9 protein-coding genes and 1 pseudogene are annotated in these 13,648 nt (G+C 34.7%); 6 read left to right on the top strand and 4 right to left on the bottom strand.

The features are described from left to right. Positions 1 to 80: 80 nt before the first annotated feature. Complete coding sequence (locus tag NLG42_RS18565; RefSeq protein ID WP_257681867.1) at positions 81 to 1,223, bottom strand: CaiB/BaiF CoA transferase family protein; 1,143 nt, start codon at positions 1,221 to 1,223, stop codon at positions 81 to 83. After that, on the bottom strand, positions 1,220 to 2,368 hold the full coding sequence (locus tag NLG42_RS18560) for an ABC transporter substrate-binding protein (protein ID WP_257681866.1): 1,149 nt from the start codon (positions 2,366 to 2,368) through the stop codon (positions 1,220 to 1,222). Before NLG42_RS18560 ends, NLG42_RS18565 begins: the two co-directional genes overlap by 4 nt. A 325-nt stretch (positions 2,369 to 2,693) precedes the next feature. On the opposite strand from NLG42_RS18560, the gene NLG42_RS18555 reads away from it, so the two are divergent. The 5 genes from NLG42_RS18555 (at position 2,694) to NLG42_RS18535 (ending at position 7,463) form a co-directional block, all read left to right on the top strand. Beyond that, complete coding sequence (locus NLG42_RS18555) at positions 2,694 to 3,458, top strand: SDR family NAD(P)-dependent oxidoreductase (protein ID WP_257681865.1); 765 nt, start codon at positions 2,694 to 2,696, stop codon at positions 3,456 to 3,458. 129 nt (positions 3,459 to 3,587) lie between these two features. Beyond that, positions 3,588 to 4,442, top strand: coding sequence for a fumarylacetoacetate hydrolase family protein (locus NLG42_RS18550; RefSeq protein ID WP_089056479.1), 855 nt, complete (start codon positions 3,588 to 3,590; stop codon positions 4,440 to 4,442). Positions 4,443 to 4,663: 221 nt separating this feature from the next. Beyond that, entirely contained in the window at positions 4,664 to 5,677 is a 1,014-nt protein-coding gene (locus NLG42_RS18545; protein ID WP_257681864.1) for a zinc-binding alcohol dehydrogenase family protein, read from the top strand. Between the two features lie 145 nt (positions 5,678 to 5,822). Further along, complete coding sequence (locus NLG42_RS18540) at positions 5,823 to 6,620, top strand: SDR family oxidoreductase (protein WP_257681863.1); 798 nt, start codon at positions 5,823 to 5,825, stop codon at positions 6,618 to 6,620. A gap of 6 nt (positions 6,621 to 6,626) precedes the next feature. Further along, positions 6,627 to 7,463, top strand: coding sequence for an amidohydrolase family protein (locus NLG42_RS18535; protein WP_257681862.1), 837 nt, complete (start codon positions 6,627 to 6,629; stop codon positions 7,461 to 7,463). Between the two features lie 296 nt (positions 7,464 to 7,759). Here NLG42_RS18535 and pelA read toward each other — a convergent pair. Both pelA and NLG42_RS18525 read right to left on the bottom strand, forming a co-directional pair. Continuing rightward, a pseudogene (gene pelA, locus NLG42_RS18530) lies at positions 7,760 to 8,661 on the bottom strand (pectate lyase). A 289-nt stretch (positions 8,662 to 8,950) separates the two neighbouring features. Then, entirely contained in the window at positions 8,951 to 10,633 is a 1,683-nt protein-coding gene (locus NLG42_RS18525) for a glycoside hydrolase family 28 protein (protein ID WP_257681861.1), read from the bottom strand. Positions 10,634 to 11,063: 430 nt separating this feature from the next. Here NLG42_RS18525 and NLG42_RS18520 point away from each other — a divergent pair, with 430 nt between their 5' ends. Continuing rightward, the gene (locus tag NLG42_RS18520; protein ID WP_257681860.1) at positions 11,064 to 13,577 is read left to right on the top strand and encodes an L-rhamnose mutarotase; all 2,514 of its coding nucleotides are present in this window, start codon (positions 11,064 to 11,066) and stop codon (positions 13,575 to 13,577) included. Positions 13,578 to 13,648 lie beyond the last annotated feature (71 nt).

The following is a 13,648-nucleotide window of genomic DNA, read 5'->3' as shown; positions in this document are numbered from 1 at the left end:
TTTTGTTTAACCGTTTTATCGTTAATTCGTTTAACCGTTAATTCGTTTATTTGTTTAATATGATTAAACGATTCAACAATCTAGCGAATAAACTCTTTGTGTATTACTAAATTGTCTTCGCCCACTTTAGGAGCTGCTTTTGTACTGCTTAAAATTTCACCGTCAAGCTGAATCGGACTTCGGGTTGTAACCAAAGTTTCTCCGTCTGAATTTTTTACGGTTTGTTTTAATTGTAAATCCTTCACAAAAGGCTGTTGGTCTAAAGTTTCATAATCGAGAACTTTTGCAGCCCAAATTCCTTGTTTTTGAAGTAATTCTAACCAATAATCTGCTTTTTGTTCGGCTAATTTATTGGCTAAAAGGATTCTGATTTCGTCTCTTTTTTCAAACCAAAGATGTTTGTCAGCATATTGATTTAAATCGACTCCAAGTGTATTTCCTATGAAAAGTAAATCGCCCATTGCCAGCGAAATATAATCGTCTTGTGTTTTGTAAACTCCGTAAGGCGCACTCAAAAAAGCATGTGCGCTTCCTTTAATATCGCCTCGTTCCGGTTGTTGTCCGCCATCGTTTAAGAAAGAAGTAAGCGCTTCAAACTGAACATCTAGAATAGATTCCAATAAACTCACTTCAACCAAAACACCTTTTCCCGTTTTGGCTCTTTTTAATAATGCAGCTAAAATTCCTTGTACAAAATGATTCCCGCACATTAAATCGGCAACAGCCAGACCAAACGGAACTGGTCCTTGACTTTTTCGTCCGCTCAACCAGCTCAAACCCGAAAGCGACTGCAAAAGCAAATCTTGTCCCGGTTTTTTTGCCCAAGGGCCTTTATCTCCGTAACCTGTTATAGTTCCGTAAATAATCTTCGGATTAATGGTAAGCGTTGTATTATAATCCAGTCCGATTTTTTCCATTACGCCCGGTCTGAAATTATGTGTCATAATATCAGCCTTTTCGATTAGTTTTTTAATTAAAACCAAATCATCGGGATTCTTTAAATCGGCTGCAAAAGATTCTTTATTTCTGTTAATGGTGTGAAACAAAAGGCTGCTGTCATCAACAAAAAGATCTTTGATACTTAATTGTCTGCAAGCTTCACCTTTTATGGGACGTTCGATTTTGATAACTCTCGCACCTAAATCGGCTAATTTTAATCCAGCAGAAGGACCCGCCAAAAACTGGCAGAATTCTAATACAATTAATCCTTCTAATGGTTTCATGAGTTTTGCAATTTTAAAGATTTAGCATAAAGTGAATCCAATTCTGATAAAACCAGTTCTTCGTTGCCGCCGTATAATAAATAATCGCGAACTACATCGCCGGCATGATCTTGAAAATACATATGTCCAGAGTATCTTGGTCTTAAAAATGCTCTTTCTAAAGCAGGCAGCGTATTTTTGAAATAATTATTTGTGATCGAGTTGATTCTGTCGTTTTTCCATGCTTGCAAATGTCCTGGCTGACCGCCATTATCGGCAAAAATATTCTGCTGAACATAAGAAGATCCTGTAAATTCGGCATAACGAATCGCTTCCGAAATATGGCTGCTGAAAGAAGAAACTGCTAATCCTGTTCCGCCCAAAGAACTAATCATTGGCGCATTATTCAGCTTTACCAAATCATAAAAATGAAGCAGGTTTTTGCTGTATCCTGCTCTTGAATAGTTTGAATATCCATAAGCAAAAGGGCAGTAGGCAATTTCATCTGAATTAACCATCGCTTCGTAAACCTGAATTGGATTTCGATTAAAGTTGGCAGGATCGATTAATTGAGCTAATTCTCGAAACAATTGTAAAGCTATTTTTCCTGTTTGCACAGAAATAACTTTATCTTCAGACTGAAAAGGAGCTTCGCCCAAACTGCAGCAGAACATATAAAAGCTCATTAAAACATCAACCGGAATTCCAGCAAATGCAACCAAACCTTTTTTGGCTAAAGCCAATAAATCGTCATATGTTTGAGGAACCTCAAGTCCTGCTTTTTCTAAAATATCCAAACGTGCTGCTGCAACTGGAGTCGCAGCATCAATAGGCAAAGCCCATAATTTATTGCTGAAAACATAACTTCCGTATGATTTTCCAACCGTGTTTATTTCTTGATCTTTTATATAATCGGCAGACAAATAATCAGAAAGTGGGAGTATAGCATTAGTATGCGCTCCAAAACCTGTCCACGGATGATCGATTACAAGTAAGTCAAATCTTTTTGCAAGATCTTCAATTGAAGCATCTGCAAATTCTTGTAAACTTCTTTTCTCCCAAGTAATTTCGATTTCGGGATTTAACTCGGTAAAGCGCTGTGCTGTTGCAACCATAGGCAATAAACCTCTTGTATGATTCCACGTAATGCCTTTTAATACTGCCATTTTGATTGAATTATGTGTATGGAAAATAATAAATGTAAAAAATACAATTACAAAATTAGGAATAAGATTGAGATAGGCAAGAAATTGTAGTTTTTAACACATTCTTTTTTATGTATACCTTTAAACTTCTGTAAAATTTTTACAAAGCGCACAAAAAATGTTATAATTTATTAAAGAAAGATCATTTTATTAGATTAGTAAAAAAATAAAACTCAAATTTAATTTATATCAGCTACATTTGTAATTGTATTTTTTACATTTATTATTTTATATGAATGTTTTAGTCAAAAAAATACGGTTTTTATAATACTAAATAATTAAAGAGATGTTTTCATTACAAAATAAAAAAGCAGTCATAACAGGAGGAGGAAGCGGAATTGGAAGAGCAATTGCTGCTTTGTTTGCCAAGCAAGGTGCAGAAGTTCATATTATTGATTTATCTATCGAAAGTGCACAGGATGCTGTTGACGAAATTAAAAATGCAGGTGGAAGTGTGTTTTCTTATGCCTGTAATGTTTCCAGTCAGGCTGATGTTAAAGCGACTTTCGAAAAAATAGGAAATATCAATATTTTAATCAATAATGCAGGAATTGCAAATGTTGGGAAAGTAGACACTACTTCTGAAGCTGATTTTGATCGCGTAATGGACGTAAACGTAAAAGGAGTTTACAACTGTTTGTTTGCTGCAATTCCACAATTCCGACTTTCAAATGGCGGTGTGATTTTAAACATGGCTTCAATTGCGGCGTGGGTTGGAATTTCGGATAGATTTGCTTATTCAACAGCAAAAGGAGCTGTAATGGCAATGACTTTATCTGTAGCAAGAGATTATTTAAGTGAAAATATCAGATGTAATTCTATTTCTCCTGCAAGAGTCCACACACCTTTTGTAGATGGATTTATCTCTAAAAATTATGCTGGAAAAGAAGAAGAAATGTTCGATAAACTTTCTAAATCACAGCCAATCGGGCGTATGGGAAAACCAGACGAAATTGCCGCTCTGGCTTTGTACTTATGCAGCGAAGAAGCTGGATTTATTACAGGATGCGATTACCCAATCGACGGAGGATTTATTAAATTAAATAACTAGAAAAGGTACTAAGGTTCTAAGTTTTTTTGAATTTAGATGCTTAGCGACTCACAGATCGAAAAACCTCAGAACCTTAGTAACTCAGTACCTTAGAACCTAAAAAATAATTAATCAAAAAATAGAAAAAAAATGAAATTAATACGTTTTGGAGAAATCGGAAAAGAAAAACCAGGAGTTTTAATTAATGAAAAAAGATATGATGTTTCTTCTATCGTTTCAGATTTTAACGAAAGCTTTTTTGAAGAAAATGGTTTAGAAAAATTACAAAAAGCATTAGACAGCAATCCTTCTTTACCAGAAGTTGATGCGAGTGTTCGTTTAGGATCTCCAGTTGCGAGACCTTCAAAAATAATCTGTATTGGATTAAATTATGTAGATCACTGTAAAGAAACAAACGCACCAATTCCAACAGAACCGATTATCTTTTTTAAATCAACGACTTCTTTATGCGGTCCAGATGATGATGTAATTATTCCGAAAAACAGTGTAAAAACGGATTGGGAAGTGGAGTTAGCATTTGTTGTTGGCAAAAAAGCAAGTTATGTTGAAGAAGCCGAAGCTTTAGATTACGTTGCTGGTTATGCTTTATTGAATGATTACAGCGAAAGAGAATTTCAAATTGAGCGCGGCGGACAATGGGCAAAAGGAAAAGGCTGTGATACATTTGCGCCTCTTGGACCATTTTTGGCTACAAAAGATGAAGTAAAAGATGTTGATAATTTATCGATGTGGTTAAGTGTAAACGGTAAAAAGTACCAAGACAGCAACACGTTAAATTTGGTTTTCAAAATTCCTTATTTAGTTCATTATTTAAGTCAGTTTATGACTTTGCTTCCTGGTGATATCATTAGTACAGGAACGCCTCCTGGAGTTGGTTTGGGTATTAAACCAGATCCAATTTACTTAAAAGCGGGCGATGTTGTAGAACTTGGAATTGAAGGATTAGGTACAAGTAAACAAACCGCAGTTGCTTATAAAAAGTAATTATTAGCTCGTTGAGTATAATTATTTAAACACATAAAAACATAGATTTTTTCCTTTTTAAACAAGAAGACTAAAATAAATGATACATCATTTACACATAACTATGTTTGTTAATGCAAGTGAAACGCCTTTTTTTGAACGTAGAATATCTATGTTTCGATGTGTTTAAGTAAAATTTTTACGAATTGTACCCTACGAGTTAGTTTAAAAAAAAATTAAAAATGAAATATATTGTTTGCGAAAAACCGCAGGAATTTCTATTAAAGGAAACCAGTATTCCAGAACCAAAAGAAGGTGAAGTTCTCTTAAAAATAAAAAGAATTGGAATCTGCGGAACTGATATTCATGCTTTTGGAGGAACTCAGCCGTATTTTGAATATCCTAGAATTTTGGGTCACGAATTGGCAGCAGAATATGTAAAAGGAAATGCTGCAGGTTTTAAACCAGGAGATAAAGTAACTTTTATTCCGTATTTCAATTGTGGAAAATGTGTTGCGTGCCGAAATGGATTAACAAACTGCTGTGTAAATATTAAGGTTTTTGGAGTTCATATTGACGGCGGAATGGCTGAATATGTAACGATTCCGGAACAGTATTTACTTCACGGTCAGGGATTAGATTATGATGAATTGGCTTTGGTTGAACCATTGGCAATTGCGGCGCACGGAGTACGAAGAGCGGCTGTAAAGTCAACAGATACGGTTTTAGTAATGGGAGCAGGGCCAATCGGAATTGGATTAATTCAGTTTGCTAAAATTGCTGGAGCCAAAGTTATCGTGATGGATATCAATGATTACCGATTAAATTTCTGTAAAACCGAATTGAATGCAGATGAAACCATTAATCCGTTAAACGATGATGTAGCCGCAAAACTATCTGAATTGACAAACGGAGATATGGCGAATGTTGTGATTGACGCAACCGGAAATCAGAAAGTAATGAACAGTGCTTTCAATTATATCTCGCACGGCGGAAGATTTGTTTTAGTGGGACTTCAAAAAGGAGAATTAAGTTTTAGTCATCCTGATTTTCATAAGAGAGAATCTACTTTAATGAGCAGCAGAAATGCCACTATTGAAGATTTCGAATATGTCATGAAATGCTTGAAAGAAGGTAAAATTGATCCTAAAAAATACATTACACACAGAACAAATTTTACTGAAATGATTACTGATTTCGGAAACTTGATTGATCCGAAAAATAATGTAATTAAGGCGTTAATTGAGATAGAATAATTAGTGAAATGTGAAATGTGAGATGTGACTTTCGTTGTAAAAAAACAAAACTTACTTCATTTTGTATTTCATTTTTCACATCTTAATATTGTACAAAAGAAAAAACATTTTACATTTTACAAATCACATTTAACACAAAAAAGAAATGGATTTAAATTTAAAAAATAAGATAATTGTTGTCTCTGGTTCTGCTGGAAAGGAAGGCAGTATTGGAGAAACAATCATTAACCGAATTGCAGATGAAGGAGCGATTCCAGTTTTGGTAGACCGAAATGCAAGAGGTTTCGCTTATGCTGAAAAGCTGCAGAACAAGGGAATTGATTCTTTATTTGTGCAGACTGACGTAACTGATCCTGTGGAAATCGAAAATGCTGTGAAAACAATCGTAGCAAAATACGGAAGAATCGATGCGGTTATCAATAATGTTGGTGTAAATGATGGTGCAGGTTTAGATGCTTCTTACGAGGAATTTATGAATTCTTTGAAACTAAATGTAGTAAGTTATTTTTTACTGGTTAAATATGCGCTTCCATACTTAAAAGAATCAAAAGGAAATATCCTGAATATTGGTTCAAAAGTTGCTTTAACGGGACAAGGCGGAACTTCAGGTTATGCTGCTGCAAAAGGCGGCGTTTTAGGACTTACAAGAGAATGGGCAGTAGATTTAATTCAATTCGGAATCCGTTCGAATGCTATTATTATTGCTGAAAGTTATACTCCTGCATACGAAGATTGGATTAAAACGTTGGAAGACGGAGAAACTGTTTTAAAGAAAATCAATAAAAGCATTCCGTTTGAAGGCAGAATGACTAAAACAGAAGAAATTGCAGATTCAGCGCTTTTCATTATTTCTGATCGTTCTTCGCATACAACAGGACAATTTGTTTTTGTAGATGGAGGTTATGTGCATTTAGATCGTGCTTTAATCAACGATGTAAACTAATTCAAAATGAATAACCGAATTGATTCTCATCAGCATTTTTGGAAATTTGATCCTGTTAGAGACAGTTGGATTGACGAAAGTATGTCAGAAATTCAAAGAGATTTCCTGCCAGAAGATTTATTGCCATTGCTCACAGAAAATAAGTTTTCTGGTTGTGTAGCAGTTCAGGCAAACCAGTCTGAAAGTGAAACTAATTTTCTTGTTGATCTGGCTTCAAAAAATGATTTTATAAAAGGAATCGTGGGCTGGGTTGATCTTCGAGATGAAAATATATCAGAGCGTTTACGTCATTTTTCTTCAAATAAAACAATTAAAGGATTCCGACATGTTGTACAAGGCGAAGCTGATGATTTTATGTTTAGAGCAGATTTTCGCAACGGAATTTCAGCTTTAAAAGAGTTTGATTTTACTTATGATATTCTGATTTTTCATCGTCAATTGCCTGCTGCGATAAGTTTGGTAAAAGATTTTCCTAACCAAAAGTTTGTAATCGATCATATTGCTAAACCAGATATTAAATCGGGAAGTATTGATTCATGGAAAAAAGGAATAGAAGAAATTGCTAAATACGACAATGTATGGTGTAAAATCTCAGGAACGGTCACAGAAGCTGATTGGGAAAACTGGACACCAGAGGATTTAAAGCCGTATTTGGATGTGATTTTTGAAAATTTCTCAACAGATAAAATAATGTACGGCTCAGATTGGCCGGTTCTTAATATTGCTTCTGATTATAATGAGGTTGTAAAAACTTTAGAAGATTATATTTCGAAGTTTTCTATCGAAGATCAAAATAAGATTTGGTATGAGAATGCAGTTTCTTTTTATAATTTAAAAAAGTAATTTTTCAGTTACAGATTAAAGGATTTTCATAGATTTTTTTAATCATTTTAATCCCTTAATCTGTGGCTGAATATATTTTTCTACAAAATTTGCAGATTTTTGCTCGCAGATTTGTAAAAAGATAGCCCGTAGTTTAAACCACGGGCTATAGATTTAAACGAGAAATTAGATTAATCTCGTAGTATGTCATTTCGACCAAAGGGAGAAATCACACTAGTTTGTCGGCAAAGATTGGCGATTCTCTTTGTAGAGTTCCTTTTGCGATTTGTCCCTTCGGTCGAAATGATAAACGATTCCTAATTCTTCAAAACATCATTTCCAACAGTCCATTTCTTCTGCCAAGAGGCATATTTCTTTAATGTCTTTTCTGGTTTATCTGTATACCATGCGTAACCGCTTCTGCGTTCTCGGCTTGCTTCTGCCATAGAATACAAAAACTGACTGTCTCTATCACAGAATAAAGGTTTGTGAGTTCCTAATTCATAATATCTCGTCCAAATTGGCGGTGCAGTAGAATCAGTTACAACACGCACATCATTGGTAATTTTTTTGTATTTGGAGTCCATTTCCGGAGCCTGAAAACTTTCAACTCTGGTATTGTATATTTTAGAATCCTGAAACCATTTTAGAGCACTTTGCACTGAGTTTATAATTTTCTCATTCGGATTATCGATTGCCATTAAAAACAATACGACATCAACACTTTCGGCATTACAGATACTTGGCGGTTCAAACTTTCGCGCCCACGCGGGTAAAAGCGTAATTTCATCATGCTGCTGGCACCAAGCCGTTAGTTTTCCATCCTCTTTAATCTGCATTTTTAAAATACAGTCAATTCCTTTTTCGTAAGATTCAGTCACTTTTTTTCTGGTTTTAGCATCAATAAATGCAAAATCAGGATCATTGTTTACGATCTTTTTCAAAAGATTCATAATGCCCATATAAGCGCCGTCATTAAATGTAATATTTTTTCTAAAGGAAAATATTGTGGCCAGCCTCCGTTGCCGTATTGCGCTTCCAAAATAAAATCAATTCCTTTTAACGCACCGTCTTTGTATTTTGTTTCTTTGGTCAAAGTATAAACCTGAGCCAGATAATTGACGTGTGTGTAAGTCGTTTCATTGTCAAAAGTAGTATGCAGAATTGGTTTGGTCGCAATAACCGTATCAATCTGCTTTGGAGTCAGAATCGCTTTCATGTCGTAATTCTTCGGCCATCCGCCATTATTGCGCTGAAAAAGCAAAATATTATCAGCAATTTTGGCATAATCCGTTTCAGCATATTGAGGCTGATTCGGAATTGGATTTACGATATTAGTTTTGTCTTTAATATGGTACCAATGATTGGTTCCATCAGAAAAAACTTTGGTGCTGATTGCTGATTTATCCTCTTTGTTAGTTTGCGCATTCGAATGTAGAAACGAGAAAACACAAAGGCTTAAAACAACTGCTTTTGAACTATTGGTAAATTTCATTTTGAAATTGTGATTAAAATTTTACAGCTCCTTTTGGAACATCACTTCCAAGTGTCGTTGTTTTTGAAAAATCTAAATTTTTAGAAGAAACCAACTCAATATTTGCGTTTCCTTCACCGTTTATATTTACTGCTTTAGCTGATGTAGAATTGAATTCGACATTTTTTAAAGACATATTTTTTACATTGTAAACTTCAAATACATTACTGTTTTCGATATCTAATTTCGCATTGGTGATTTTGATTCCGTTTGCGTCAATAATCGAAAACCCTTTTTCTGCTGTAACTGTTAAGTTTGAAATTTCGATATTCTCTAAATTCATTTCAGGAAGACCTTGTAAAAAGACCGCTTGCTGAGCACCTTTGATCGTAATATTTGTAATCGAAATATTTTTAAACTGAGGCGTTTCAACCGTTACAGGCATTGCTTTATTAATGATTTTATCTCCGCCTTCTTCTAAAGTTTCTGCTATCGATTTTCCTCCATAATACAAATTGAAAGAAATAGCCTGCGACGGAATATCAGTCATATAAACATCCGAAATAAATACGTTTTCTACGACACCGCCTCTTCCGCGTGCACTTTTAAAACGTAAACCAACATCAGTTCCCATAAAAGTACAATTTGAAACATGCAGATTTTTTACGCCGCCAGACATTTCGCTTCCAACCGTTACACCACCGTGTCCGTGATATACAATATTGTTTCTTACGATGATATTTTCGCTGGGAATACCTCTTTCACGACCATCTTTATCTTTTCCTGATTTAATACAGATCGCATCATCACCAACATCAAAACTTGAGTTTTCGACTAAAACATTTTTGCAGCATTCTATATCAAGACCGTCTCCATTTTGAGAATACCAAGGGTTACGAACCGTTACATTTCTCACAATTAAATCTTCAACCATAAAAGGGTGAATATTCCAAGCTGGTGAATTTTGAAAAACAGGACCATCAAATAAAACTCTTTTACTGTTTTGAATACTCACCAATACAGGTCGTAAAAAGTCATGAATTTTTTCAAAATCTTCTTTAGTTTTTAAATCAGGACGCACGTTTTGATCTGCGCCTTTAGAAGCATTCATAAAGATTTCTGATGGATACCAACTCGTTTTTTGAGCATTTAAAACACCGCCTTTAGAAATAGCTTCTTTCCATTGGCTCTCAGTTAATTTGCTTTTTTTAATCTGTCTCCAAACTTCTCCAGAACCATCCCAAACACCATTTCCTGTAAAAGCGATGTTTTCAAGATTTTTGCCATAAATAGGAGAGATGCATCGCCAAGTGTTTAATCCTTCAAAATTAGTTTCGATAATAGGATATAAAGATTTGTCTGTAGAAAATTTTATTAAAGCACCTCTTTCTGCGTGTAATTCAATGTTGCTTTTTAGGATAATTGGACCTGTAAGCCAGATTCCAGGAGGAATAATAACTTTTCCGCCGCCTTTTTTCGAAACCGCATCTATAGCATCGGCGAAAGCTTTAGTGTTTAAAACATAACCGCCGTTTACGGCACCAAAATCTTTTATGTTTACACTGTTTTTTGGAATAACCGGCTCTTTTATTTTGGTCATTTTAAATTCAATGTCTTTGTAAGTGTCAGATGCTTTTTGTGCCAAAGCTGGTACAGAAAAACTTGCTGCCAGAATGGTCAAAGCTGTACAGAAAAGATTAGTCAGGTTAGTTTTCATTAGAATTGTATTATGGTTAAAATTTACTTTTGATGTCGGGTAGATTTTTTATCTGCTATTTTTTTATTTGATGAATAAAAAAATCCGTTCTAAACTATAATTTAATAATGTAATCGATTACACAAATCTATTAAAAAAATATTATGAAACGACAATTTTGATTTAATTATAACAGATTTTTTATGAATTTGATTTTTTTATGGGAAATGGATTAGGATTTCTATTTGAATTTTTAGCTTAAAAGGTAGAGCAAGAATCTGATGTTTGTCCAAATTACAGGAGGGTACAGGATACCTGTCATTTTATATTCTTTTAAATTGTCCTAATTATTTGGTAAAAGTGTTAAAAATACATTTATTTGTAAAAATAATAATACTTAAAATTAATGCCTCGTAATTTTATCCCAATAAAAAAATCAATACTATAAATAATGCGTTTAATTCCTTTCAACAAATTACTAATCGTTTTTTTAACGGTATTTACAATTTTTTCGGCAAACGCTGCAGAAATTTGGGTTTCACCATCTGGAAATGATTCCAACCTCGGAACAAAATCAAATCCGCTGGCAACTGTTCATATGGCAATGCGAAAAGCCAGAGAACTACGCCGATTAAAAGATCCATCAATTAAAGACGGTGTTCGTATTATAGTGATGAACGGAACGTATTATTTAAATGAACCTTTGTTTGTACGACCAGAAGATTCTGGAACGGCCGAAAGTCCAACAACAATTGAAGCCGATGTAAATGCTAAACCCATTATAAGCGGTGGAATTGAAATAAAAAACTGGAAAAAGGTTAGTATTTTAAATGGTAAAAAAGGAACGTTTTGGGTAGCCGATGCGCCTCAAAAAGCGGGTTCATTAATCAATTACAGACAATTGTGGGTAAACGGAAAAAAAGCCGTTAGAGCCAAAAATACGGCAGGAAATACAATGGACAGAATTTTGTCTTGGGATCATAAATCGCAGACTTGCTGGATTCCGTTTAAAGATAAATCGGTTAAGTTCGAACCGGGAATGGAAATGTTTATTGTGCAATGGTGGTCGATTGCGAACCTTCGAATTAAAAATATTGAAGTGCAGAAAGACAGCGCCAGACTTTCGTTTGAAGAGCCTGAAAGCCGAATTCAAAGTGAGCATCCTTGGCCTGCGCCGTGGATTTCGAAAAATAACGGAAATTCTGCTTTTCACTTAAACAACGCTCTTTCATTATTGAATGAACCGGGAGAATGGTTTTTGGATAAAAAGAATGCTAAAGTCTATTATATTCCACGTCAGGGTGAAGATATTAATTCGGTTAAAGTTACCGCTCCAGTTTTAGAAAATTTAGTTCAAGTAAAAGGAACGATCGATTCTCCTGTACATCATTTTCAGTTTAAAGGAATTTCATTTCAATACAGCAATTGGCTTCGTCCTTCAGAACAAGGTCATGTGCCATTGCAATCTGGTATGTATTTATTGGATGCTTATAAATTGAAACAGCCAGGAACGCCAAATCAGGCGAGTTTAGAAAATCAAGCTTGGGTAGGAAGACCACGTTCAGCAGTTGAAGTAAATTATGCCAATAATATTCAGTTTGAATTGTGTCGTTTTGAGCATTTGGCTTCGACAGGTTTAGATTTAAATAAGGGAACAAATCATAATACCGTTAAAGGAAATTTATTTAAAGATATTGGCGGAAGCGCCATTAATGTGGGTGTTTTTTCTGAAGAAGCTTTTGAAGCGCATTTGCCTTTAGTTATTAAAGATGAAAGAGAAATGTGTTCGGATGAAGTGATTTCGGATAATTTAATCACCAACGTAACCAATGAAGATTGGGGAACTTTAGGAATCAGCGCTGGTTTTGTTCGAAATATTACTATTGAGCACAACGAAATTTCGGATGTATCGTATTCCGGAATGGCAATGGGCTGGGGTTGGACACACACGCCAAACGTGATGCAGAACAATAAAATTCTAGGAAATAAAATTCATCATTACGCTAAACATTTACATGATGTGGCAGGAATCTACACGCTTTCGGCTCAGCCAAACAGCCGAATTGAAGAAAATTATATAGACAAGGTTTATAATAGTCCGTATGCGCACGATCCGTTTTTGTGGTTGTATTTGTATACTGATGAAGGAAGTGAAGGTTTTACGATTAAAAACAACTGGATTGCCGAAAAGAAAATTCTAAAAAATCATAACGGTCCAAAAGGGAATATCTGGGAGCACAATGATCCATATGTAAGTACTAAAATAAAAGACAATGCCGGAATCAGAGCGCCTTACAAAGATTTAGAAAAAGAAGTTGTCATCGATGAAAAATGGGGATTGCAGGAAATGCCAAAACCTTATGCAATCGAATTGATAGGTTCTGATTTTGACATCGCAAAAATCAAATCGACTTTAACAGGTTTTAGAATTGTAGGTCAGGAATTATACCAATGGAAAAATCATTTGGTGATTTACGGAAAAATGAATCAGCCGGAAAGAACGAAACGAAAGTTGGCGGGAGCTTTTCCTTCTTTAGAAATTAAAATCTATGATGATTTAGTGTACGATTTCCAAAACTTCGAAAGATGTAAAGATTCGAAACCTGCATCAGATTGGGAAAATATTGTTTTAACAGCGAATCTTCCTGCTGATGAAAAACTTCAAAAAGAATATGTGGATTATCATAAAACGCAATTCGAAAAATGGCCAGAAGTAGCAAAAGGTTTCTGTAATGCCGATTTTCAGCAATTGCAAGTTTTCAAAAAAGACAGACAATTAATCTTGGTAATCAGTATTCCGAAAGGAGAAAATTTGGATAAACTAAATCCGAAAACAACAGAGAATAATCCGAAAGTAGATCAATGGAACGCTTTAATGAAAAAATACCAAACAGGAATTGAAGGTGCAAAACCAGACGAAACTTGGATTTTTTTAGATAAGGTGAATGTGGAAGAGAAAAAGTAGGATAAAGAAGTAAGAAGTAAGTAAGAGTATAGAGTAAAGAAGAAAGAGTATAGAGTAAAGAAGGAAGAGTA

Origin of the sequence: Flavobacterium plurextorum (genome assembly GCF_024638035.1) — a bacterium.
GTDB lineage: Bacteria > Bacteroidota > Bacteroidia > Flavobacteriales > Flavobacteriaceae > Flavobacterium > Flavobacterium plurextorum.
This window is presented reverse-complemented; position numbering and strand designations above follow the sequence as displayed.

Excerpts from the sequence above, each read along its gene's own strand:
- NLG42_RS18555 (WP_257681865.1), top strand. The coding sequence starts at position 2,694 with ATGTTTTCATTACAAAATAAAAAAGCAGTCATAACAGGAGGAGGAAGC.
- NLG42_RS18525 (WP_257681861.1), bottom strand. The coding sequence starts at position 10,633 with ATGAAAACTAACCTGACTAATCTTTTCTGTACAGCTTTGACCATTCTG.
- NLG42_RS18545 (WP_257681864.1), top strand. The coding sequence starts at position 4,664 with ATGAAATATATTGTTTGCGAAAAACCGCAGGAATTTCTATTAAAGGAA.
- NLG42_RS18540 (WP_257681863.1), top strand. The coding sequence starts at position 5,823 with ATGGATTTAAATTTAAAAAATAAGATAATTGTTGTCTCTGGTTCTGCT.
- NLG42_RS18550 (WP_089056479.1), top strand. The coding sequence starts at position 3,588 with ATGAAATTAATACGTTTTGGAGAAATCGGAAAAGAAAAACCAGGAGTT.
- NLG42_RS18535 (WP_257681862.1), top strand. The coding sequence starts at position 6,627 with ATGAATAACCGAATTGATTCTCATCAGCATTTTTGGAAATTTGATCCT.
- NLG42_RS18560 (WP_257681866.1), bottom strand. The coding sequence starts at position 2,368 with ATGGCAGTATTAAAAGGCATTACGTGGAATCATACAAGAGGTTTATTG.
- NLG42_RS18565 (WP_257681867.1), bottom strand. The coding sequence starts at position 1,223 with ATGAAACCATTAGAAGGATTAATTGTATTAGAATTCTGCCAGTTTTTG.
- NLG42_RS18520 (WP_257681860.1), top strand. The coding sequence starts at position 11,064 with ATGCGTTTAATTCCTTTCAACAAATTACTAATCGTTTTTTTAACGGTA.